The following is a 22,680-nucleotide window of genomic DNA, read 5'->3' on the forward strand; positions in this document are numbered from 1 at the left end:
CCTATCCCATTGCAAACATTCTCATAGCCATGTCTGTAGCCGACCGCATTAACGAACTGACCGAACGCCTCAATTTTTATAACCATCGCTATTACCAAGATAGCGTTTCTGAAATCAGCGATTACGAGTTTGACCAACTTCTGGAGGAGCTTGCTTCGCTCGAAAATCAATATCCCGACCTCAAACGCCCCGATTCTCCCACCCAACGCGTAGGAGGGACTATCACCAAAAATTTTGCGGCGGTTGAGCATCGCTACCCCATGCTTTCGTTGGGAAATACGTACAACGAGCAAGACCTTCGCGACTTTGACGAGCGGGTAAGAAAAGGGCTCAATGGTGCTGATTTTGAGTACGTTTGTGAATTAAAGTTCGACGGAATTTCGCTCAGTATGACCTACGAAAATGGCGTACTAGTGCGAGGTGTAACCCGTGGCGACGGTGTTCGCGGTGATGACATCACAGCCAACGTTCGAACCATCAAAACAATGCCGTTGAAGGTACAAGAGTCGAAGTCCAACTTTGCCCTTCGCCCCTTGCCCCTTGCGTTTGAAGTCCGTGGGGAAGGTTTTATGCCTATTTCATCCTTTGAAAAACTCAACAAAGAGCTCGAAGAGGCTGACGAACAAACCTACGCCAACCCCCGCAATGCGGCATCGGGTGCGTTCAAACTTCAAGATTCTGCGGAGTCAGCTCGTCGGGGATTAGACTGCTATGTCTATTATTTTTTGAGCGACGAAAACGTGTTTGAAACCCATTCCGAGAGCCTCGAAGCCCTCAAAGCGTGGGGATTCAACGTGTCGCCTTCGTGGGAAAAATGCGCTACCATCGACGACGTTTTGGCCTACATTCACCAATGGGAAGAAAAACGCCATACGCTTCCTTTGGCCACGGACGGGATTGTTGTCAAAGTAAATTCGCTCGCCCAACAACGTGAATTAGGCTTTACGGCCAAAAGTCCGCGCTGGGCGATTGCGTACAAATACAAAGCCGAAAACAAGCCAGGTGTTTTGCGTTTTGTTTCGTACCAAGTCGGGCGAACAGGGGCTTTGACGCCCGTGGCTAACTTGGATAATATCAACGAAGACGGCAAAGGGCTTTGGCTATCGGGCACCCGCGTGAAACGTGCTTCTTTGCACAATGCCAACGAAATCGAACGCCTTGGGCTGATGCTCAACGATGTGGTTTTTGTGGAAAAAGGCGGAGAAATCATTCCAAAAATTACGGGCGTGGACACCGCAGCACGAGCCTCTCGCTCGCTCACGCCCATCCAATACCCTACGCACTGCCCCGAATGCGCTACACCGCTCATTCGCAAGGAAGGCGAAGCCAACCACTATTGCCCCAACGACCGTGGTTGCCCTCCCCAAATCCGTGGTAAAATCGAGCATTTTATTCACCGTAAAGCCATGAATTTGGACAGTTTGGGCGAAGGAAAAATTGAGTTATTGTTCGACAAAGGACTCCTTCAAACCCCCGCCGATTTGTATGACCTTACCTACGAAAAACTGTTTGGTTTAGAAAAAGTCATCACCGACGAAGAAACGGGAAAAACCAAGCGCATTGGGTTTAAGGAAAAGACCGTAGAAAATATTTTAAAGGGAATTGAACAATCAAAACAAGTTTCGTTCAAGCAAGTTTTGTTTGCCATCGGAATTCGTTTTGTTGGTGCTACGGTGGCCGAAAAACTGGCTGCGTATTTCAAAAACATCGACGCACTGATGAATGCTGACTTGGAAGCTCTGCGTAACGTACCCGAAATCGGTGAAAAAATTGCCCAAAGTTTGATAGAATACTTTGCCGACGACCAAAACCGTGCCTACATCGAGCGTCTCCGTGCCGCAGGTCTCAAAATGGAAACCGACGACCTTCCTGTCGTAATGGAATCAAATACCCTCGAAGGGAAAACGTTCTTATATTCAGGCACGTTTGCCAGCATGAGCCGCGAGCAACTCGAAAACAAGATTGAAGCAAACGGTGGAAAACTTGTCAGCGGGGTTTCGGGAAAACTTAACTTCCTGATTGTCGGTGAAAAAGCAGGTGCCTCCAAACTCGATAAAGCCACAAAATTGGGCGTCAAAATGATTTCAGAAACGGAGTTTTTGGAAATGTTGGGCGAGTAACGGTGGGTTATTTCTATATTTGTACAAAAGCTATTGATTTCCCCAGCCTAAAGGCTGGGGTTAAATGAGTCTTATCAGTCTGCCTTTTATCTGATGAATCAAAATCGCCTTATTCTGAGCAGCCCTTTGCTCGAAATCATGATCAGTCGGCTGTGTCAACAGCTGCTCGAAAACCACCAAGATTTTTCGGATTCTGTCTTGTTGGGACTACAGCCTCGTGGTATTTATTTTGCCGAACGAGTTGCCCACGAACTTCGCCAAATCACGGGTTCAAACATTCCACTTGGGTATTTGGACGCTACGTTTTACCGCGATGATTTTCGTCGCCGTGAACCCTTAAAAGCCAATGCCACCAAAATCAATTTCGTTATTGAAGGCAAAAAAGTGATTTTGATTGACGATGTGCTTGCCACGGGTCGGATGGTTCGCGCTGCGCTCGACGCCATGCAAGCCTTCGGTCGCCCCCGCAAAGTGGAGCTTTTGGTTCTCATCGACCGCCAGTACAACCGCGAAATCCCCGTTGAACCCGATTACACAGGCATGAAAGTCAACACCCTTGATTCTCAGCGTGTACTGGTTGAATGGAAAGAACAAGGCTACGACGCCGACCGCATTTGGTTGGTTGATTAGGTCACTCATTCGTCATTCGATTCATTCCAACATTCGTCATTCCCATGACTTTAGAACAAGCACAACAAGAAGTAGATACGTGGATTAAAACCTACGGGGTACGCTATTTTAGCGAATTGACCAACATGACCATTTTGACCGAAGAGGTGGGAGAATTAGCCCGCATTATGGCTCGTACCTACGGTGACCAATCGTTCAAAAAATCCGATTTAGAGAAAAATTTGGCCGATGAAATGGCCGATGTTTTGTGGGTGCTCATGTGCTTGGCCAACCAAACTGGCGTCGATTTGACCGAGGCTTTTCAGAAAAATTTGGACAAAAAAACCAAACGCGACGCGACGCGCCACCACGAAAACGAGAAGCTAAAGTAGCTTATTGACTGCGTTTGGCCAATGCCAAATACGCCCCAAGCCCGAGCATCATCACGCCCGTAACTTTGTTTTGAATACGAGCGAAATTGGGCAATTGGTTTAAATACGAACCTGCTTTTCCGAACAATACCGCCACCAAACAATTGACGACGGTTCCCGAAAAGTTAAACCAAATCCCTAAACCCAGCACTTGCCATTTGAAATCGGGCGAATGTGGGTCGGAAAATTGGGGCAAAAAAGCCAAGAAAAATAAGGCTACTTTGGGGTTCAAAACATTAGTATAAACGCCTTGCCAGAACAGTTTTTTCAAAGGAATGTTTTCCACTTTTCCCTCGGTTGATAAACTGCTCGTCGATTTGAGCGACATGATTCCCAAATAACATAGATAAGCCACACCCAAGTACTTCACGACATTGAACGCCAATGCTGATTCGGCAATCAAGACCGACAGCCCCAATACGGCAGCCAATGTGTGGACTACGCACCCTCCCGCAATCCCCAAAGCCGAAACAATTCCTGCTTTTGTCCCTTGCGATGTGCTTCGGGTAGCGACGTAAATCATGTCCGAACCTGGCGTTAGGTTCAACATTAACGTCGCGAAGGCAAATACGATAAATTCTTGGTAGTCAATCATATATATACTTTTATCTTCCCGAAAGATTCTAACCTCCCGAAAGTTTTAAAACTTTCGGGAGGTTATCTATCGCCGACCAAATTCAACCAAACGATAACCAATCAATTGATCAGCGCGGGCAGCGGGTGGGCGATGATAGATAAATATTTCGTAATCGTTGGAGGTACTCGAATAACTTCCCTCAAAGGCCGTATCGTTGATTTTTCCATCGGCCCCAACCGCCAAATAATAGTAATTCACAATTCCTTGTTTAATCAAAATACTGGCTTCATAGACATTTTTGGTCGCATTGTAGGTCATCCGATTGGCATCTTCTAATTGCCATACATTGTAAGCCCCTCCGACATATACTTGGGCATTGGGATATTGTGGACTTTGAAGCGTAAAAACCGTATTGATGTAATCGGCCTCATTGGTACTATTGGCTGCATCACGGTTCAACACTATGTATTGACCATTAAAATCTTGCGCCTGAAAAGTTGCTCCTCCACCAACCCGCGATTGGTCAACCCGAAGGTGTGCTATGGTCTGGTCAGGCAATTGTTGAATATCGTCCACACTCATACCTACCCCGCGCGAAATGCGGGTATCGAACCAACGAAACTCATTGCCTCCCAACATATTATTGGACAAATCGAACGGACGATATTCCAGTTTTTGGTCAAAAATACGAACGTTGGTTGGGCGCAAATTCGTAATCATTTTGTTCCAACGGTAGTTTTGACGAATCACAATTTTAAGGTCATCTTGCGGAGAAAGAATTTCATAGCCACGGTAATCAACATCAAAATCAATCTGCTGATGTGTGCGCTGTTCTGCTATCCCCGACGACATCCGAACTTGGGCAAACACACTTACCTTCGATTGATACACCATAAATCGACGCGTAAATATGACTTTGGCAGGCCGCGAATCTTCGTAAACGGCCACCACATAATTCCCCGAAAGTTTTAACCTCGGTACTTCAAAAGTGTAATGGTAATACGGGATTTTGGTATTGAACGACGCCTGATAAGTATTAATCGGGTAGTCGTTGTATTCGTACGTAAACTCAATGTCATTCAAGCCCGACGACGTCCAATCGGCATTGCAATGAAAAATACGGTACCTCAACGTCCGATAGCGTGCTTTGAGGTCATCAAATTCTACAATCAATGGATTCGTACTTTCAACATTGACGACGGGCGAATAAGTGGTGCGGGCAGGGTCTTGGATGTTGTTGGGCGCGGGGTAAATCGCTACCGTTTTAATCGTGATTTCGTTCGTACGGTCTTCGTACTGAATCGGTGGTAGTTTCTGAGCCAAGGCGCTACACATCCATCCCCAACACATCAATGTTATCAAATATCTGGCCATGAGAGAAAAAGTATTGTTCAATGATTGTCTGGTAAAACTAACGGAAATCTACCGAAAATACTTGCCCCGAACCACAATTTGGGGCGCAAACGGCCTAGCATCTCCGACACTCAAAACGCCAAAAGTGGTTTTCTAGCCTTCCTTCAAACTTTTTTAGGCCGCTTCTACGTTTAAAGTACGTTATCAAAATTTTCAATGAAAGCAGCTATTTATTCATTCCTCGTTCTTATTGCTTTTGGGCTCGGTTTTAGTGCCTGCGAACAAAAACCCCAAGAAGTGCCAATTGGCATTCGTCGCCTCGAAAAAGAAATTTTTGCGGCAAAATCCCCCGCCGATTTATCATTGTTACTACAGAAAAACCTCATTTTAAGAGATTACTTTGGCTTACCATCGGGTGTAGCTGACTCAATGATTACCAATCAGTTGTACCAAAATATTTCCAATCGCGACTTACAACAGTTTAGCCAAGAACTTCAAACGCAGTTTGCGGACTTGACGTTTTTACAAACCCAACTTCAACAAGCTTTTGGGCAAATCAAAGCTTCCTATCCCGATTTTAAAGCCCCCGAAATCGTGACAACCATCACGGGTTTTATGGGTACCGACTTGTACGTTTCCGACAGCATTATTGTCATTGGGCTGGATTATTTTGGTGGGCCAAAAGCCAAATACCGTCCACAACTTTTTGATTATCAACTTCGTCGTTACCAAAAAGAATACATCGCCCCAGGTATTTTGTTCTTCATTTCTCAGAAATACAACAAAGTGCCTAACGAAGACAAAACGCTCTTGGCCGATATGATTTGGTATGGGAAAGGATTTGAGTTTGTCAAACAGGTATCTCCCGAAACACCAGATAGTCTCATCATTGGCTATTCGGGCGAACAACTTACCGATGTATATGCGTCTCAACAAGACATTTGGGCTTATTTTTTAGACCGCCAACTTTTGTACCAAACCCGCGACGCCGAAAAAGAGCGCTTCATAAGCGAGCGCCCCGCTACCCCCGAAATCAGTCAATACTGCCCAGGTGGCATTGCCCGTTGGGTAGGGTGGCGCATTGTGGGAGAATATTTGCACAAAAAATCAAACACTACGCTGACCGAATTGATGGCGAACACCAACGTTCGGCAGATTTTTGAAGAGGCAAATTACAAAGGGCAAAAGGACGAAGAATGAACCAAGTTGTGATTACCTTTGTCATCAGATTATCCTTTATTTAACTCACTATTCATTCATACCAATGGCTAAAGGCAGAGGAACGGGCACCGAGTTGTCGCCCGAAGATAAAAAACGTAAACTCACCAAAGAGAGCCTCCAAAAAACACTAAAGATATTTCGATTCATTCTTCCCTATCGAAGCACCTTTATCGTCGGCATTTTATTCTTGTTTTTATCCTTAACCACCAACTTACTTTTCCCAAAACTAATTGGGGAAATAACGGCGGTGATTGAAGGAAAATCGTCGTACACCATCAACGAAGTCGTTTTATCACTCGTTGGAATTTTGGTTTTGCAAGCACTATTTTCATTTGGTCGCATCTTCTTCTTTTCGATTGTCAGCGAAAAAAGCATGGCCGATATTCGTCGTACGGTGTATAGCAAAATCATTTCATTGCCTGTTACTTTCTTTGAACAGCGGCGCGTGGGCGAGCTAATGAGCCGCATTACGTCCGACGTACAATCGTTGCAAGATGTTCTTTCGTTTACCCTTGCGGAACTGTTCCGTTCGCTCGCTACGGTGGTTGTGGGTATTGGCATCATTTGTTTCATTTCGTGGAAATTGACCATTTTTATGTTGGCTACTTTCCCCGTAGCCATTGTGATTGCGATGGTGTTTGGGCGTTTTATTCGCAAACTTTCTAAGAAAGCCCAAGATGAATTGGCCGCCGCCAACGTCATTGTGGAAGAAACGCTTCAATCTGTCAACGTTGTCAAAGCCTTTACCAACGAACGCCTTGAGGTGCAGCGCTATGGCAAAGCCCTCGACAATGTAGTCGTAGCAGCACTCAAAGCAGGACGCTTCCGTGGCGGCTTCGTTTCGTTTATCATTTTTGCGTTGTTTGGCGGCATCATCGGTGTGGTTTGGTACGGTGCCTCCCTCGTACAAAGCGGCGAAATGCCCTTTTCTGAGCTAATGACTTTCATTTTCTACACCATGTTTATTGGTGGGTCAATTGGTGGTTTGGGAGATATGTACGCCCAAATCCAAAAAACCCTTGGGGCTTCGGAGCGTCTTTTGGAGATTTTGGACGAAACCTCCGAAGTCGAAATAGAATCACCCAAAGCAGTTGCTCCGATTAACGGCACGATTTCTTTCCAAAACGTTAAATTCACCTACCCCACTCGTCCCGACGTAACGGTGTTGAAAGATATTTCGCTTGAGGTGGCCGCAGGTCGTAAAATTGCGCTGGTGGGCTACAGTGGGGCTGGAAAGTCAACGATTGTGCAGTTATTGATGCGTTATTATCAGCCCGTTAGCGGAAATGTGCTGGTCGATGGGCAAGATATTCAAGGACTTGACATCACGGCTTATCGCCAAAACATCGCCGTCGTTCCGCAGGAAGTGATGCTATTTGGCGGCACTATTCGTGAAAACATTGCCTACGGAAAACCCAACGCCACCGAAGAAGAAGTCCGCGAGGCAGCCCGCAAAGCCAACGCCTTAGACTTTATCACTTCTTTCCCCGAAGGATTGGAAACGGTTGTAGGCGAACGTGGTATAAAACTTTCGGGTGGACAACGTCAGCGCATTGCCATCGCACGCGCAATTTTGAAAGACCCTAAAATCTTGATTTTGGACGAAGCAACCAGTTCGCTTGATGCTGAATCGGAAAAATTGGTACAAGAAGCACTCGACGGGCTGATGCAAAACCGCACGACGATTATCATTGCACACCGTTTGGCGACGGTTCGCAACGTTGACTGCATTTATGTCATCAAAGACGGCACTATTTTGGAATCAGGTACGCACGACGAGCTTGCTCTCAACGAAGAGGGCCTTTACGCCAACCTCATCAAGTTGCAGTTCGATTCGGCTAACCTTGCAGTTTCTTAATAAACGTGGGTCAGGTTGCTCACAACCTGACCCACGTTACAACCTGATAAACAAAGGTCAGGATATGAGTATCCTGACCTTTGTTTACAATCAACTTTTCTAACCAAAAACCTCAAAACCAATGACCAGCCTAATTATTCGCCTCATTATCAGCACCGTTGTGGTGATTGTATCGAGCCGTGTTTTACAAGGATTTTACGTGGACACCCTCACCACGTCCGTGATTGTCGCCATTGTGATGGGACTCCTCAACACCTTCGTAAAGCCAGTTCTACAGTTTTTGTCTATCCCTATCACCATTCTAACGCTTGGGCTCTTTTATTTTATCATCAATATTGCCCTTGTTTACCTTTGCGCTTATTTGGTCGATGGTTTTAGTGTTTCGAGTGCCATCGCCGCATTGCTGTTTAGCATTGGCTTGTCATTGACCCAATGGATTGCAGGTTGGTTTTTGGACTAACCATAAAAAAACCGTCGGCGGGTTCTCCGCCGACGGGTGTCGCAAAATCGCAAGATGATGTGGTTATAGTCTGTTTGTTTGAGAAGTCATTGCAACTGTTGGCTTATTTCACTTTCACGAATTTTTTGAAAGACTTATCAGCCACTGTAAATTCAAAAGCGTATTCACCTGCTGGCAAGTGGCTCAAGTTAAAACGGCTACCTGCTGACAAATAACTGTTATAAATTGGTGTTCCAGCCAAGTCTGTGATGGCTACGCTCATGTCTGCTACGTTTTTGTTAGAAGTTGATACTTCAAAACGATTAACTCCAATCGCTTCTACTTTTGGAAGAACCGCTTCTTTGTAGCTATTCTCGTCGATTTCAACACTGCCATTTTTGATAGAAAGTGTTTGTGCCGACCAGAAATTGTTGTTAGAGCAACTCATAACGTACTCACCGTTTGGAAGTGCGTTAAGGTTCAATTGAGTTGAGACGCCTTCGTTCACTTCAAAGATTCCTTCGTGAACAACTACGCCGTCTATATCTTTAATTACTACATCAAGTACGCCTACATTAGGTTGGTTGATTTTTACTTCAACCTTCTTGGTGTCACGCTTTACCAATTTTACATCTTTGGTAAGGAGGTGAGTTTCTGCCGAAGCAGTTCCTGCGGTTGCAAGCATCATAGCTGCAAATACTGTCGAAAGCATTGTGATCTTTTTCATAGTGTGTTATAGTTTTTGTACCATCTTGTGCCGCTCAGTCGCGGTGACTTCGCTTTGACAATGCAAAGGTGTAAGATTTTGATTTACAAAAAAATAGGTCAAAAACACCCTCTTGATAAATTCATATCTTGGGTTTCAACCTTTTCTTAGAATAGTACAAACACTCTTTCTTCTTGACTGAAAAATTCAAACCCTACTTAGTTCAGTACAAATAAATTTTTGATAAAAATGAAAAGTTCTTTAAATAGTACAATGAAAATAGGAAAAGTACTACATTTAATAATCCTTTTTGCTATCAAAAATGTACAAATTCGCTTTTAGGGCTACTTTTTCAAGCTACTTGTACTGCCCTTTTTTGCATAATTTGATGATGATGAAGGAGGTGATAAGCGGTAAAATACAACATTTCTCGGGCAGTAATTAGCCCCAAAAGTGGGTGTGGAATCGGGTACTCGTCCAGCTCTTCTTCCGTCCAGTTGGCTTCCACCCATTGTAACAGCATTTGGTGTATTTGTACAAACTCCGCGAGCAGTTGTTCCTTTGAGGCTGCCATAGTCAATGGAACAAACGCTCCCGTTGCTACTCCTCCTCCCCCCAACGCCGCATCGTAAATCCCGACCATCTGTTCGTACGCTCTCGACGAATGAGGTGCTTTTCCCCATTTCTCAATAAAATAGGACTTGGGTGCGCCAAAAAGCCGCGCCAATGGCTGCACCGATAAAATCAGGTGCTGAACATTCTCAGCCACCGACCATACATCAGCGGCGGGTTTGGCATAAAAAACTTCGGATGTTTGGTTTTCTGAAAACACAACAACCCCTTGGACTCGCTCTTGGAGCAGTCCTTTCAATTCTGTTTTGTTCATAAAATGTGTTGTTTTATTGTTTACAAATTGACTCTTCGAAGTGCTGGATTATTATAATGATGATTTTTGGAAGCCATCGCTTCCAAGTCTTGAGCCACTTTTTTCCAAATCGTATCCTTGAATTTTCTCGAAAATAGGCCAAAATGCCCCAAGCGCTTTACACGGTAGTCTTTAGGTCGAAGGGCTTCATTCATAATATCCGCATTCCGAAAATGGCGCAATAAGGCAGGAACTGTATGTGCATTAGCAATGGGGTCGTCTGTAGCCCAATACGATTTTATCGGTAGCCTTACTTTATCATAGTAATGTTGCGGAATGGTTTTGTCTAGAAAATCAAAGAGGTAATTTTCGGAATTACACCACAAACGCCATTCCATAATCAAGCCCTTGGGCAGGTCTTCCATGATATTCATTCGCTTTGCTGGCAAGTACCCCACGTAAGGCGCAGTCAGCGGCGACAATATATTAAAGAAAAAATAGGCTTTCAGTCGGTAGGGAAAGGTCTGACGCCACCACGTACCCGTCGAACTCGTTAGCAATACCACTCCTTTTAAAATACCATGATTAGGCATCAAGCCTAGCAATTGCCCTCCGATGCTATGGCCAATCATGAATTTGGGCCAATCGGGATAACGTTGTTCCAAAAAAGTCAAAACTTCGCTCATATCTTTGGCCCAATCTTGCATCCTGATGGTCGAAAAAACCTCCTTATCCGCTGGCCTTGACCAGCCCATGCCTCGGTATTCCCATAAGCACACGATGAATCCTTGTTCGGCAATGAAGCGTGCCAAATTGCCGTAAAACTCTTTCCGCATCCCTGTGCCTATATTAAACTGTACTACACCTTTGGGCTGACCTGAGTACTCATAAAGAATGGCCGATAAGTCAAAGCCATCGGCTGTCGGTATCGTGAGTGCTATTTCTTTCATTTTCAATAAAGCTGTATAGGTTGTAAGTAATAATTTTAGGCGTCAAATCGCTCAAGGGCGCGTTGATGCACATCGTGTAAAAACTGGTTATTTTGGGTCAATTTCACCATAATCCACGCTCCTTCGTATTCAACGATGGCCTGTTCGGCCAACTTTTGGGCAATCGTTGGTTCAAATTTGGAACTATATAAATGCGCCAATGCATGTAGGTACTCTTCAAAAAACTCCCGCATTTTTGGCAAAAATTCTTGTGTAACTAGGGCCGTTTCTATCGCCATATTTCCCATCAAACAGCCGCCCTCTGTGCTTGCTGCAACATAAATTTGTTTCGCAATCATTTTTTCAAGGCGTTCTCGGGGCGGGAATGTTTCGTCGTAGGCAATAGAAAAAACCCTTGTGGCAAAATACTGATGGACTGTTTCAAGAACTTCCAGCATTAAAGCATCTTTACTGCTAAAATAATGATAAAAACTCCCTTTTAGCAGCCCACAAGCCGCCGCAAGGTCAGACATACTCGTACGATGGTACCCTTGTTTTTTGAACAAAAACAGGGCTTGTTTTACAACTTCTACTTTGGTGACTTTCTGAACGGGCATTTGAGGTTGTTTATAGGTACCAACTCTGTCAGACGACAGTCAGACAGATACTTCTTGCAATCGTACTTTCGGTCTGACTATCGTCTGACCAGGGTGGTGAGGTACTACGACTCTGTCAGACGACAGTCAGACAGATACTTCTTGCAATCGTACTTTCGGTCTGACTATCGTCTGACCAGGGTGGTGAGGTACTACGACTCTGTCAGACGACAGTCAGACAGATACTTCTTGCAATCGTACTTTCGGTCTGGCTATCGTCTGACCGGGCGGTGTGCAAAGGTGAAAAAACAAATCTATTTTACCAAACGAACGTTTGGTAAAATTTTAGAAACCTTCTTTTAGTTCCTTAAAAATCACCGCCAACGTTCAGTTTTTAGCTAAATGTTAAAACTTTCAGGTACATTTTGAGGTTATAAATGCAGTTTGACGCCTATTTTTGTAGGATACAAATTAACAAGCATGTCACTTCATCAACTAAATCGAATCATTTGGATAGTTCTTTTGGCGGCTAATTCCGTTGTCGCTCAGAAATCGTACCTGCTACGCCCCGACCGCATTTTTGATGGGCAAGAAATTCGCGAAAATTGGTATGTACTGGTTGTAAACGATAAAATAGTAGCCGTAGGTGATGCCAAAACGGTTGCCACAGTAACTCAGTCGTCCAAAGCTGAAATCATTGATTTAAAGGGGTGTACGCTACTTCCTGGCTTTATCGAAGGGCATTCCCATTTGTTTTTACACCCCTACAACGAAACAACTTGGGACGACCAAGTGCTAAAAGAAGCACGTTCCCTTCGTACCTCACGAGCGGTTGTTCACGCCAAAAAAACCTTAATGGCAGGATTTACAACCGTACGCGACTTGGGAACAGAAGGAGCTGAGTTTGACGACGTTGGCTTAAAACAAGCCATACAACAAGGAATTGTCCCAGGCCCACGCATGATTATTGCCACCAAAGCCCTGATTGCCACGGGAAGTTACGCACCCAAAGGTTTTAGTACCGATGTAACCGTACCCCAAGGTGCAGAAGAAGCCGACGGCCGCGACCCGCTCATACGCGCCGTACGAAATCAAATCGGAAAAGGAGCCGATGTCATCAAGATTTATGCCGATTATCGGTGGGGTTTGATGGGTGAAGCCCGCCCTACTTTTTTGATTGACGAAATCAAACTTATTGTAGAAACCGCACAGAGTAGCGGCCGCCCCGTCATTGCCCACGCAGGGAGTGTCGAAGGGATGCGCAGGGCGATTTTAGGGGGATGCGAAACCCTCGAACACGGCGATGCAGGTACGCCCGAAATCTTTGCGCTGATGAAAGAAAAGGGCGTTGCACTCTGCCCTACCTTGGCCGCAGGCGATGCCATTACGCAATACCGAGGTTGGAAAAAAGGCATTGAACCCGAACCCGAAAGAATCAAAAACAAACGAAAGACATTCCAACAAGCCCTAGATGCGGGAGTTACGATTTGTTTCGGAGGCGACGTAGGTGTTTTTACTCACGGAGACAATGCCCGTGAAATGGAAATGATGGTCGATTATGGCATGAAACCCCTCGACGTGCTGCGTTCGGCGACGTCGGTCAACGCTCGCGTTTTTCACCAAGAACAACTAGGCCAAATCAAAACAGGCTTTTTGGCTGATTTAGTGGCGGTTGAAGGACGCCCCGACCTTCGGATAAACGACGTTCGCAATGTCAAATTGGTCATCAAAAATGGAGAAATTCAACATTAGTAAAGGTCTTAGTACCCTACTTTTTTAACGGCATTAGAACTCCGCAAACAACGTATATCAATACTTATTTTGCGAAAAACGTTTAAAAAAAGTAGGTTTTCACTAAGAAAATCCGAAATTTTTTCGGAAAATTGTAGCTTAGTCCAAATCCATCTAATATTCATAAATACCCACTGTATGTCAGATAAAGCACAATTAATAGTAGAAGGAAAAACCTATGAATTTCCTACCATCGAAGGGTCGGAAAAAGAAAAAGCCATCGACATCAACACTCTTCGTGATACCACAGGTTATATAACGATTGACAGTGGTTATAAAAACACGGGTGCAACCAAAAGTGCCATTACATTTTTGGACGGAGAAGAAGGGATTTTGCGGTATCGTGGATACTCAATTGAAGAACTTGCGGAAAAAGCTACTTTTTTGGAAGTAGCCTACTTATTAATTTACGGAGAGCTTCCAACGCAAGCCGAATACGAGGCGTTTGAGCATAAAATTCGCATCCATACGATGGTAAACGAAGATATGCGCAGAATTTTCGATGGCTTCCCCGTAAACGCTCACCCGATGGGCGTGTTGTCGTCGTTAGTAAGTGCCATGAGCGCTTTTTACCCAGATTCGTACGATGAAAAAGCCCCTGATAGCACAGAACTTCATATCATTCGTTTGTTGGCCAAATTGCCAACCATCGCGACTTGGTCGTTCAAAAAATCACAAGGCCACCCAGTAAACTATCCTAAGAATGAGTTGGACTACTGCTCTAACTTCCTTCACATGATGTTTGCGTTGCCCGTGGAAGATTATAAGGTCGATCCAGTTGTTTCAAAAGCCCTCAACAAACTATTGATTCTCCACGCTGACCACGAGCAAAACTGTTCTACGTCAACGGTTCGCTTGGTAGGTTCTTCAAAAGCCAACATTTACTCTTCGATTTCGGCGGGTATCTGTGCCTTGTGGGGTCCGCTCCACGGTGGTGCCAACCAAGAGGTTATCGAAATGTTGGAAGACATCAAAGCCGACGGCGGTGATGTGGCAAAATACGTGGACATGGCGAAAAACGCAAAAACAAGCGGTTTCCGTTTGTTTGGTTTCGGCCACCGTGTTTACAAAAACTTTGACCCACGCGCCAAAATCATTAAAAAAGCGGCGGATGATGTATTGGCAAAATTGGGCGTAAACGACCCAGTTTTGGAAATTGCCAAAGGATTGGAAGAGGCGGCCCTTCACGACCCATACTTCGTGAGCCGTCGCTTGTATCCAAACGTTGACTTCTATTCAGGCATCATTTACCGCGCTTTGGGTATTCCTACCAACATGTTTACGGTGATGTTTGCGATTGGTCGCCTTCCAGGCTGGATTGCTCAGTGGAAAGAAATGCGTACCAACAAGGAGCCAATTGGCCGTCCACGTCAGATTTACACAGGTGCTACTCCTCGCGATTTTGTTCCAATGAACGAGCGCTAGAATGCCTCCATTTTCATATAAAAAGCGTTGATGGTGGAGTCACTGTCAACGCTTTTTGTTTAGATGATGACTAAAATGCGAAAGCACAAGTTAATCGCTACAATGCCCCAAAAGGGCAAAACCTTAATAGCAACAAAGCAAATAACTCGACAGAATGCGCCAGAGGGGCTAAATCTTAGTAGAAAGAATAACGCAAACTATCCTCAAAGCCCAATCGGGGTGACATCTTGTGCCGAGCGTTGAGGCCACTTTATTTTAATACGTTTCACCTATAAGTGCAGCAAAAACCAATTACATTCTTACATGGCAAAAGTAAAAACAGCCTATTTCTGTCAAAACTGTGGCCACCAAGCTACAAAATGGATGGGGCGTTGCCCGTCTTGTGGTGAGTGGAATACTTTGGTGGAAGAAGTCATTGAAAAAGAAGACAAAAAAGGGCCGTTGGCCCAGTGGAAATCGGTGAGTTTAGCCCCCAAACCGAAAGCCATCAACGAAATAAAATACGAAGAAGAACCTCGCATCGTCACTTCCGATGCCGAGCTTAATCGTGTTTTGGGGGGAGGGATTGTGTTAGGTTCACTGGTATTGATTGGAGGCGAGCCTGGCATTGGGAAATCAACGTTGATGCTCCAAATCGCCCTTACGCTTACCCAAAAAGTGTTGTACGTTTCGGGAGAAGAAAGCGAATCGCAAATTAAAATGCGAGCGGAGCGTCTGAGCAGTAAAAACAACAACTGCTTTATCCTTACCGAAACCTCCACCGACAATATTTTCCGTCAAATCGAAGAATTTGACCCCGATGTCCTCATCATCGACTCTATCCAAACCATGCAATCGTCGCTGATAGAGTCAGGCGCGGGTAGTGTGTCGCAGGTGCGTCAATGCGCGGCTGAGTTAATGAAATATGCCAAAGAAAGCGGGGTTCCCGTGTTTATGATTGGACATATTACCAAAGATGGTAACCTCGCAGGCCCCAAAACCCTCGAACACATGGTGGACACCGTGCTACAATTTGAGGGCGACCGCCATACGACTTACCGTATTTTACGCACAACCAAAAACCGTTTTGGTAGCACCTCCGAATTAGGAATCTACGAAATGTTAGGTTCGGGACTTCGTCAAGTCACCAACCCATCCGAAATTTTAATCTCCCAACGAGAAGAGCACCTCAGCGGCATTACGATTGGGTCAATGCTAGAAGGAAACAGGCCCTTAAAGATTGAAATTCAGTCGCTTGTGAGTATCGCTAACTACGGAACACCCCAACGTAGCAGTACGGGTTTTGACAACAAACGCCTACAAATGCTGTTGGCCGTACTCGAAAAAAGAGGCGGTTTTCGGTTAGGAACGCAAGATGTTTTCCTTAATGTAGCAGGCGGCCTTCGCGTCGAAGACCCCGCCATCGACTTGGCAGTCGTTACCTCCCTTGCTTCTTCGTACGAAGATTCTTACGTCCCCCCTTCCATTTGTTTTGCGGGGGAAGTCGGGCTGGGTGGCGAAGTACGGGCTGTCAATCGAATCGAAGGGCGAATTGCGGAAGCTGAAAAGCTCGGTTTCAAGAAAATTTACATTTCCAAATACAACGTCAAAGGGTTGATTTTCAAAAACTACAACATCCAAATTATCCCCGTTGCGAAACTTGATGAGGTTTTTGGGGAAGTTTTGAAGTAAATCAATGATTTTTATTAGATGCAACATCCATTTTATCAGTTTTCTATCTTAGATAATGCACATAGGTTTGAGTTTGAAAGTATTGGCCCTCGAAAGATTAGAAAATTGGTGTATTTTGACAAAACAGACATACCTAACTTCTATAATCTTTCTCTTGGAGACCAACTTTCAAATGGGAAAGTGAGTTTTATAACTGTTTCAAACAATAATGACAGAGATAAAGTAATAGCAACTACTATTCAAATATCGTATATTGGCTTTATCATTTCATTTAATAAGAAACTTCCAAACTTATGAAATCACTCGAAAAACCTATAAAAACAAAGAAAAAAGAAGCATTACCTGAAGCTTTTGATTCGATGAAAGAGCTCTCGAAATTTAAGTACCGTGAGTTAAACAAGAAACTGTATAAGGCACTACAAAGCAAAACTGCTTAATAATTTATACGCTCTGTTTATAACCAAACAGGGATTTCTCAGCATGTCGCACTATTTTTCACTTTATTTCCTTTCGATAGGTTTACTTTTTGCAGGCTGTCAGTCAACCGACGATTCGAAGCAGCAACAAGAAGAAACAAAAACAGTGGCCCTCAACGAAGCCTTGACGAAAGAACTTGGCTTTCCCCCAACTGTTTTATACATAGGGCTAGACAAACCTTCGGATACGACGGTCACAGCACCAACCCAAACCAAGTCCCCCAAAGGGATGGTTTACGTGCAAGGTGGAGTTGTGCAGATTGGTTCCGACGATGGTCATCAGCACGAACGTCCCTCTTTTTGGGCCAAAATAGCTCCTTTTTATATAGACGAACACCCCGTCACAGTAGGCGAATTTCGGGCATTTGTGGAAGCGACCAATTACAAAACTGAAGCCGAAAAATTTGGCAACGGCGGTATCATTGATGAGTCAACGCAGCAACAATGGATTCTGAAAGACGGTGCCAACTGGCATCACCCAATGGGGGCAGACTTTCCTGCTGCACCTGATAATCATCCTGTTACGCAAGTTTCTTGGAACGATGCTAACGCCTACGCCCAATGGGCAGGCAAACGCCTTCCTTGCGAAATGGAATGGGAACACGCCGCCCGCAACGCCAACAATAGCCGTACATTTTACCCTTGGGGCAACGATATTCAGACGGGAGGCAAGTACAATGCCAACATTTGGCAAGGCAAATTTCCCGTCAAAAACTTCAACGAAGACGGTTTCTTTTATACTTCGCCCGTAGGGAAATTTGGTAAAACTCCCCTCGGCCTCACCGACATGAGCGGGAACGTTTGGGAATGGCAATCAAACTTAAAATTTAACTACGAAGCATTATTTAGAGTGCCCGTTCGCGAGGATGATATTTCGGCCGAACGTGCCCAACGCGGTGGTTCGTTTTTGTGCGAACCCACTTGGTGTCACGGGTATCGGGTATCGGGGCGCTCCTCCTCCACTCCCGAAACTAGCCTTTTTCACGTCGGTTTTCGTTGCGTGAAAGATGTGAAATAATAGTGCAGTGTCTATTTTCGGTACAATTCAACCAGCTTTTTGGCTTCATTGTCCCAATTGTATTTTTCCATTATTGCATTACGGCCATTCGCCCCCATTTTTTTTAAATTTTGGGGATTTTCGATGCACCAAATCAGCTGTTCTGCCAACGCATCTGCATCATACGGATTGACGCAAAACCCGCATTGGCTTTCATTGACGACATTTGTTAACAACGGCAAATCGGACGTGATGACGGGCAACGCTAACGCCATGTAATCAAACAATTTGGTAGGATAAGAATCGATATAATCGCCAACGGGCTTGAGCAATGCGATGCCCGCCAATGCCTCACGGGCATATACAAACGCCTCTGATTGAGTTCGGTAACCGTAAAAAATCAGATTCTCATTTACTTCTTGATGCCCTTCTAGTTGGGTCACGTTAGGGATACGTACGGGGCCAAACAGCTGAACACGAACCGAAGGGTATTTCTTTTTGACAACAACAATTGCTTTTACAAGCGTATCATACGCCCGTTCAACACTTATAACTCCTGCGTAAAAAAAAGTAGGTTGGTTAAGATTTGGAACGGGCGGAGGTACCGAAAGCCACTCCGAAGCAGCAAAATTGTGAACTACCGCATAGGCTTTCTTCAGGTTCTGGTATTCGCTGAGGTAAGCGTCTTCGGTAAAAACAAACTTGAAGCGCTTTCGGGCACGTTGGTCAAAAAACTGAAAAAGACGCACCCAAAGCCAACCGCGGTTATAGGTTTTGAGAGGAATCTTTTTGTATAAATTTTCCTGTACTTCATAAATCACTTCTGCGCCAAGCCACTGAAAAACAAAGGCTAATGGCAGCAACTCGGCCACAAAAATATGAACAAATTGCGGGCGGGTTCTCAGAAAATGAAGCAATATCACGGGTTGAGCCACCAATACCCTTTGCCAAATCCGTTTGAAAAAGGGAAACCGAACTTTCAAAAACGCACCCGAAACAGGTTGCTCGGGCAAAAGTACCTGCACTTCAAAGTGCTGCTGTAAACTTGACGCAATTTTCCCCACAATCCGAGGGTCGGTGGCAGGATGAACCGTACTTACTAAAAGAACACGCGGAGGAGAAGTGACGTCTTGCATCTTGCAAATATGCGCTAATCCGCCTATTTTTGAAAAAAGAACCTTTTTTTAACTAACCTATGATCAATGAAAGCACTCACCAAAACCATCTTGGGAGTGGTTGCTGTAGCATCAACTTTTCAATCACTTGCCCAGCCTTCACCTAAATTTTCACCGCGTATGTCTTTACCCACCTCTGACAAAATTGTAGTTTACCAAATTTACACCCGCCTCTTTGGCAACCTAAAAACCACCAACAAATTTTACGGAAGTCGCGACGAAAACGGCGTTGGAAAATTCAACGACATTAACGACAAAGCCCTCACTTCGCTCAAAAAATTCGGCATTTCACACGTTTGGTTCACGGGTGTTATTGAGCATGCTACCATGACCGATTATTCGGTTTTTGGCATCCCAAAAGACAACCCGTACGTGGTCAAAGGAATTGCGGGTTCGCCCTACGCCATCAAGGATTACTACGACGTCAATCCTGATTTGGCCGTTGATGTCCCAAATCGTATGAAGGAATTTGAAGCCCTCGTAGAACGGTCACACAAAGCCAACTTGAAGGTAATTATCGATTGCGTCCCCAACCACGTTGCGCGGCAGTATCATTCGGATATGAAGCCCCAAGGTGTCAAAGATTTTGGGGAAGATGACAACAAAAACGTTCCTTTTGACCCTCAAAACAACTTTTATTACCTCCCCAATCAAGCGTTTCAAGTACCCGACAACGTTCCAATTCCACCAGGGGTTGAAGCATTTCCCTATGCCGAAAATCCCGCCAAAGCGACTGGAAACGACGTTTTTGCAGCAAAACCTAGCATCAACGACTGGTTTGAAACCATTAAATTGAACTATGGGGTTGATTACCTCAACGGCCGCCAAAAGCACTTTGACCCGATTCCGAGCACTTGGCTCAAAATGCGAGATATTTTGCTGTATTGGGCGCAAAAGGGCGTCGATGGTTTTCGGTGCGACATGGCCGAAATGGTGCCTTTTGAGTTTTGGGGATGGGTGATTCCTGAAGTAAAAAAGGTGTATCCAAATCAAATCTTCATTGCCGAAATCTACAATCCTGCCGAATACCACAATTACCTTTTCAACGGAAAATTTGACTATCTCTACGACAAAGTAGGTCTGTACGATTCCCTCCGCCGTTTGATGGAAGGTCACGGACATACGGGCGACATCACGCGCGTTTGGCAAAACGAATCAGGGAATTTTAGCAATCGAATGCTTCGTTTCCTCGAAAACCACGACGAACACCGCATTGCTTCCACCTATTTTGCTAAAAATCCATTATACGCCATTCCTGCCATGGTTGTTTCGGCTACGCTCCACACGGGGCCGTTGATGCTTTATTTTGGCCAAGAAGTAGGTGTTACCCCAACGGTAGCCGAAGGTTTTTCGGGGGAAGATGGACGCACAACGATGTTTGACTATTGGGGCGTACCCGAATACCAAGCGTGGGTCAACGGTGGAAAATTTGACGGAGGAAAACTTTCGCCCGACCAAAAAACACTGCGCAAGTTTTACCAAGATTTACTAAAACTGACCAACACTTCGGACGCGATTCAAAACGGTGCGTTTTATGATTTGCAATACGCTAACGGTCAAACTGCGGGTTACAACAGCGCCAAAATGTACACCTACTTGCGCCATACCGACAAACAAAAACTCTTGATTGTCTGCAACTTTGATTTACAACAAGGCGCAAAAGCAACCATTCAACTACCCGCCCACGCCTGGGAAACGATGGGACTTTCGGCGACGGGGAATTATACATTAAAAGAAATCTTTATGCACCCCGAAACGCTCACAATAGAAGCTCAAAAAGGTGTTTCGGTAGAGATGGAGGCCAACAGCGTGCGGATTTTTGAAATCAAAAAAGCGAAATAAAAGTCCCTCGGCTTTATAAATGCTGACGATTAGACTATCCAAGTTTTGAAAACTTGGATAGTCTAACCTAGCTCCTGCTTCATTTTTAGATACACCCCATTGGTCCATCCGAATCCGTCTTGGTTGGGGTACTCACCTCCTTGGGCCGATAGCTCGTCCGTTTGAACGTTGTATTTTTCCATGAGTTTGCCCGTTTTTTGGTAGTATGACTCACAGTTTTTTGTCCAATTTTGCGCAATCTTATCGGCGACATCGGTAAGGCCGTAGCGTTTTGCTCCAGCGTATGCCATCCATTGCAAAGGTGCCCAGCCGTTGGGCGCATCCCACTGCTGAGGAGTGGTTTGTAAAGTGGTGATTAAACCTCCTGTTTTTAAGAATTTTTCTTCTAATTGACTCGCGACCCATTTCGCCTGTTCGGGAGTAGCCACCCCAAAAAACAACGGAAAGGTAGCGGCCAAGGTCAAATTTGGGGAAGGGACTTGTTCTACCCAATTATAATCCACATAAAACGCCTGCGAAGCATCCCAACAATACGTTTGGATGGCCGCTGCTCGTTGCGATGCCAATCCCGCTAGTTCCTCCGCTTTGACAAGGTTATTTTGCAACCGATAAGCCCGTTCAAGCGATTGTTCTAAAAATAAAAGAAGGCAATTCAGGTCAACGGGGAGCAAATCAGTGGTATGAATAGTCGTCATGGATTGGCCTTCTGTAAACCAACGGCTGCTAAAATCCCAACCCGATTCGGCCGCCGCGCGAACGTGCCGATACACTGTTTCGGGCGACGAATGAGACGCTTCATGCGCCAATTCAACATCCTCTTTGTAAGCTTCGGGGCGGGGCAGGGCATTGTCGTCCCAATAACGATTCAGCACGGCACCGTTTGGTAAGATTATTCGCCGAAAACTAGCTTCCAACTCCCCATTTTCTTCCTTCATCCAAAACGAATATTCTTTCTCCAGTTGTGGCAAATAACGTTTCCACACTTCCTCCCCTATTTCTTCGGCCAGCAACGAAACCATCAACGCAAAAAACGGCGGCTGCGAACGCCCAAGGTAATACGTTCGGTTACCGTTGGGAATAAAACCCACGTGATCAATCAGATACGCAAAATTATTGACCATCGCCTCAATCAAATCTGTCCGCTTTGAGACTTGCAAGCCCAACATGGTAAAGTACGAATCCCAATAATATACCTCTCGAAAGCGTCCGCCAGGCACAACATACGAATAAGGCAACGGAATTAAGGTTCCGCCCGTATCTTGCGGCTGTCGTGTCAAAACCGTCCACAGGTCTTCGATGTGCTGTTTGATGGGTTTGGAAGCGTCGTTATAATACCCCGTTGGCTGCTCAGTAGGAAGCAAAAAATGCGCCGTTACAAAACTGGCTAAATCGAACGAAGGCGTCTGTTTTTGAACCAAATACGCCTCAACAATCTGTTCGATAGGTTGTTGAGCTACGGCATCCATAAACGTTTTAGAGTCCGAAAATAGCGCACTTTGTTGGACATCTTCGTATAAGTCGCCCAATGATTCGGCCAACAAAAAACCTGATTTTTGTGCTTCTGAAATAGTCATCTTACAACGTTATTTTGGTATATTC

The 22,680-nt window shown here is 45.0% G+C and carries 21 protein-coding genes; 13 read left to right on the forward strand and 8 right to left on the reverse strand.

What is annotated here, in order from left to right; genetic code table 11:
- Nucleotides 1–29: 29 nt before the first annotated feature.
- From ligA to AC23N5_RS25870, 3 genes are all read left to right on the forward strand, one after another.
- Nucleotides 30–2,120, forward strand: a complete 2,091-nt coding sequence (gene ligA / locus AC23N5_RS25860; protein ID WP_487757759.1) for an NAD-dependent DNA ligase LigA — start codon at nt 30–32, stop codon at nt 2,118–2,120.
- 93 nt (nt 2,121–2,213) lie between these two features.
- Nucleotides 2,214–2,750, forward strand: coding sequence for a bifunctional pyr operon transcriptional regulator/uracil phosphoribosyltransferase PyrR (gene pyrR / locus AC23N5_RS25865; RefSeq protein ID WP_028522211.1), 537 nt, complete (start codon nt 2,214–2,216; stop codon nt 2,748–2,750).
- Nucleotides 2,751–2,794: 44 nt separating this feature from the next.
- Nucleotides 2,795–3,121: a nucleotide pyrophosphohydrolase gene (locus AC23N5_RS25870; RefSeq protein WP_122929734.1), complete on the forward strand. Its 327-nt coding sequence runs from the start codon at nt 2,795–2,797 to the stop codon at nt 3,119–3,121.
- A 1-nt stretch (nt 3,122) separates the two neighbouring features.
- Here AC23N5_RS25870 and AC23N5_RS25875 read toward each other — a convergent pair whose 3' ends face one another.
- Together AC23N5_RS25875 and AC23N5_RS25880 are read right to left on the reverse strand one after the other, a co-directional pair.
- Nucleotides 3,123–3,755 carry a LysE family translocator gene (locus tag AC23N5_RS25875; protein ID WP_487757760.1) on the reverse strand — a complete coding sequence of 211 codons (633 nt, stop codon included), beginning with the start codon at nt 3,753–3,755 and terminating at the stop codon, nt 3,123–3,125.
- A gap of 66 nt (nt 3,756–3,821) precedes the next feature.
- Nucleotides 3,822–5,111 (reverse strand): type IX secretion system plug protein, encoded by a 1,290-nt coding sequence (locus AC23N5_RS25880; protein ID WP_487757761.1) that lies wholly within the window; start codon nt 5,109–5,111, stop codon nt 3,822–3,824.
- Nucleotides 5,112–5,306: 195 nt separating this feature from the next.
- On the opposite strand from AC23N5_RS25880, the gene AC23N5_RS25885 reads away from it, so the two are divergent.
- The 3 genes from AC23N5_RS25885 (at nt 5,307) to AC23N5_RS25895 (ending at nt 8,629) form a co-directional block, all read left to right on the forward strand.
- Complete coding sequence (locus AC23N5_RS25885) at nt 5,307–6,290, forward strand: gliding motility protein GldB-related protein (protein WP_487757762.1); 984 nt, start codon at nt 5,307–5,309, stop codon at nt 6,288–6,290.
- Between the two features lie 64 nt (nt 6,291–6,354).
- Nucleotides 6,355–8,169 carry an ABC transporter ATP-binding protein gene (locus AC23N5_RS25890; RefSeq protein WP_487757763.1) on the forward strand — a complete coding sequence of 605 codons (1,815 nt, stop codon included), beginning with the start codon at nt 6,355–6,357 and terminating at the stop codon, nt 8,167–8,169.
- Between the two features lie 121 nt (nt 8,170–8,290).
- Nucleotides 8,291–8,629: a phage holin family protein gene (locus tag AC23N5_RS25895; RefSeq protein WP_183978685.1), complete on the forward strand. Its 339-nt coding sequence runs from the start codon at nt 8,291–8,293 to the stop codon at nt 8,627–8,629.
- 103 nt (nt 8,630–8,732) lie between these two features.
- On the opposite strand, the gene AC23N5_RS25900 is transcribed toward AC23N5_RS25895, so the two are convergent.
- From AC23N5_RS25900 to AC23N5_RS25915, 4 genes are all read right to left on the reverse strand, one after another.
- The gene (locus tag AC23N5_RS25900) at nt 8,733–9,335 is read right to left on the reverse strand and encodes a T9SS type A sorting domain-containing protein (RefSeq protein ID WP_487757764.1); all 603 of its coding nucleotides are present in this window, start codon (nt 9,333–9,335) and stop codon (nt 8,733–8,735) included.
- A gap of 331 nt (nt 9,336–9,666) precedes the next feature.
- A complete protein-coding gene (locus tag AC23N5_RS25905) occupies nt 9,667–10,200 on the reverse strand; it encodes a DinB family protein (protein ID WP_487757765.1) in 534 nt (177 codons plus the stop codon).
- 20 nt (nt 10,201–10,220) lie between these two features.
- Nucleotides 10,221–11,129 (reverse strand): alpha/beta hydrolase family protein, encoded by a 909-nt coding sequence (locus tag AC23N5_RS25910; protein ID WP_487757766.1) that lies wholly within the window; start codon nt 11,127–11,129, stop codon nt 10,221–10,223.
- Nucleotides 11,130–11,164: 35 nt separating this feature from the next.
- Nucleotides 11,165–11,725 carry a TetR/AcrR family transcriptional regulator gene (locus AC23N5_RS25915; RefSeq protein WP_487757767.1) on the reverse strand — a complete coding sequence of 187 codons (561 nt, stop codon included), beginning with the start codon at nt 11,723–11,725 and terminating at the stop codon, nt 11,165–11,167.
- 459 nt (nt 11,726–12,184) lie between these two features.
- On the opposite strand from AC23N5_RS25915, the gene AC23N5_RS25920 reads away from it, so the two are divergent.
- From AC23N5_RS25920 to AC23N5_RS25945, 6 genes are all read left to right on the forward strand, one after another.
- Nucleotides 12,185–13,456: a metal-dependent hydrolase family protein gene (locus tag AC23N5_RS25920; RefSeq protein ID WP_487757768.1), complete on the forward strand. Its 1,272-nt coding sequence runs from the start codon at nt 12,185–12,187 to the stop codon at nt 13,454–13,456.
- A 177-nt stretch (nt 13,457–13,633) separates the two neighbouring features.
- Complete coding sequence (locus AC23N5_RS25925) at nt 13,634–14,920, forward strand: citrate synthase (RefSeq protein ID WP_183978672.1); 1,287 nt, start codon at nt 13,634–13,636, stop codon at nt 14,918–14,920.
- A gap of 303 nt (nt 14,921–15,223) precedes the next feature.
- Nucleotides 15,224–16,591, forward strand: coding sequence for a DNA repair protein RadA (gene radA, locus AC23N5_RS25930; protein WP_487757769.1), 1,368 nt, complete (start codon nt 15,224–15,226; stop codon nt 16,589–16,591).
- A gap of 18 nt (nt 16,592–16,609) precedes the next feature.
- Entirely contained in the window at nt 16,610–16,888 is a 279-nt protein-coding gene (locus tag AC23N5_RS25935) for a DUF6934 family protein (protein WP_487757770.1), read from the forward strand.
- Complete coding sequence (locus AC23N5_RS25940) at nt 16,885–17,028, forward strand: hypothetical protein (protein ID WP_487757771.1); 144 nt, start codon at nt 16,885–16,887, stop codon at nt 17,026–17,028. The genes AC23N5_RS25935 and AC23N5_RS25940 overlap by 4 nt, the downstream gene beginning before the upstream one ends.
- A 43-nt stretch (nt 17,029–17,071) precedes the next feature.
- Nucleotides 17,072–18,085 (forward strand): formylglycine-generating enzyme family protein, encoded by a 1,014-nt coding sequence (locus AC23N5_RS25945; RefSeq protein ID WP_487757772.1) that lies wholly within the window; start codon nt 17,072–17,074, stop codon nt 18,083–18,085.
- 11 nt (nt 18,086–18,096) lie between these two features.
- On the opposite strand, the gene AC23N5_RS25950 is transcribed toward AC23N5_RS25945, so the two are convergent.
- On the reverse strand, nt 18,097–19,200 hold the full coding sequence (locus AC23N5_RS25950; protein ID WP_487757773.1) for a glycosyltransferase: 1,104 nt from the start codon (nt 19,198–19,200) through the stop codon (nt 18,097–18,099).
- Between the two features lie 159 nt (nt 19,201–19,359).
- On the opposite strand from AC23N5_RS25950, the gene AC23N5_RS25955 reads away from it, so the two are divergent.
- Nucleotides 19,360–21,081 carry an alpha-amylase family protein gene (locus AC23N5_RS25955; protein ID WP_487757809.1) on the forward strand — a complete coding sequence of 574 codons (1,722 nt, stop codon included), beginning with the start codon at nt 19,360–19,362 and terminating at the stop codon, nt 21,079–21,081.
- A gap of 62 nt (nt 21,082–21,143) precedes the next feature.
- Here the strand turns inward: AC23N5_RS25955 and treF are convergent, their stop codons facing one another.
- Complete coding sequence (gene treF, locus AC23N5_RS25960) at nt 21,144–22,655, reverse strand: alpha,alpha-trehalase TreF (RefSeq protein WP_487757774.1); 1,512 nt, start codon at nt 22,653–22,655, stop codon at nt 21,144–21,146.
- Between the last annotated feature and the right edge of the window lie 25 nt (nt 22,656–22,680).

Source organism: Runella sp. R5_40 (assembly GCF_057652295.1).

Bases quoted from the DNA above. Each gene is read 5' to 3' on its own strand.
- ligA (WP_487757759.1), top strand. From the start codon at position 30: ATGTCTGTAGCCGACCGCATTAACGAACTGACCGAACGCCTCAATTTT.
- pyrR (WP_028522211.1), top strand. From the start codon at position 2,214: ATGAATCAAAATCGCCTTATTCTGAGCAGCCCTTTGCTCGAAATCATG.
- AC23N5_RS25870 (WP_122929734.1), top strand. From the start codon at position 2,795: ATGACTTTAGAACAAGCACAACAAGAAGTAGATACGTGGATTAAAACC.
- AC23N5_RS25875 (WP_487757760.1), bottom strand. From the start codon at position 3,755: ATGATTGACTACCAAGAATTTATCGTATTTGCCTTCGCGACGTTAATG.
- AC23N5_RS25880 (WP_487757761.1), bottom strand. From the start codon at position 5,111: ATGGCCAGATATTTGATAACATTGATGTGTTGGGGATGGATGTGTAGC.
- AC23N5_RS25885 (WP_487757762.1), top strand. From the start codon at position 5,307: ATGAAAGCAGCTATTTATTCATTCCTCGTTCTTATTGCTTTTGGGCTC.
- AC23N5_RS25890 (WP_487757763.1), top strand. From the start codon at position 6,355: ATGGCTAAAGGCAGAGGAACGGGCACCGAGTTGTCGCCCGAAGATAAA.
- AC23N5_RS25895 (WP_183978685.1), top strand. From the start codon at position 8,291: ATGACCAGCCTAATTATTCGCCTCATTATCAGCACCGTTGTGGTGATT.
- AC23N5_RS25900 (WP_487757764.1), bottom strand. From the start codon at position 9,335: ATGAAAAAGATCACAATGCTTTCGACAGTATTTGCAGCTATGATGCTT.
- AC23N5_RS25905 (WP_487757765.1), bottom strand. From the start codon at position 10,200: ATGAACAAAACAGAATTGAAAGGACTGCTCCAAGAGCGAGTCCAAGGG.
- AC23N5_RS25910 (WP_487757766.1), bottom strand. From the start codon at position 11,129: ATGAAAGAAATAGCACTCACGATACCGACAGCCGATGGCTTTGACTTA.
- AC23N5_RS25915 (WP_487757767.1), bottom strand. From the start codon at position 11,725: ATGCCCGTTCAGAAAGTCACCAAAGTAGAAGTTGTAAAACAAGCCCTG.
- AC23N5_RS25920 (WP_487757768.1), top strand. From the start codon at position 12,185: ATGTCACTTCATCAACTAAATCGAATCATTTGGATAGTTCTTTTGGCG.
- AC23N5_RS25925 (WP_183978672.1), top strand. From the start codon at position 13,634: ATGTCAGATAAAGCACAATTAATAGTAGAAGGAAAAACCTATGAATTT.
- radA (WP_487757769.1), top strand. From the start codon at position 15,224: ATGGCAAAAGTAAAAACAGCCTATTTCTGTCAAAACTGTGGCCACCAA.
- AC23N5_RS25935 (WP_487757770.1), top strand. From the start codon at position 16,610: ATGCAACATCCATTTTATCAGTTTTCTATCTTAGATAATGCACATAGG.
- AC23N5_RS25940 (WP_487757771.1), top strand. From the start codon at position 16,885: ATGAAATCACTCGAAAAACCTATAAAAACAAAGAAAAAAGAAGCATTA.
- AC23N5_RS25945 (WP_487757772.1), top strand. From the start codon at position 17,072: ATGTCGCACTATTTTTCACTTTATTTCCTTTCGATAGGTTTACTTTTT.
- AC23N5_RS25950 (WP_487757773.1), bottom strand. From the start codon at position 19,200: ATGCAAGACGTCACTTCTCCTCCGCGTGTTCTTTTAGTAAGTACGGTT.
- AC23N5_RS25955 (WP_487757809.1), top strand. From the start codon at position 19,360: ATGTCTTTACCCACCTCTGACAAAATTGTAGTTTACCAAATTTACACC.
- treF (WP_487757774.1), bottom strand. From the start codon at position 22,655: ATGACTATTTCAGAAGCACAAAAATCAGGTTTTTTGTTGGCCGAATCA.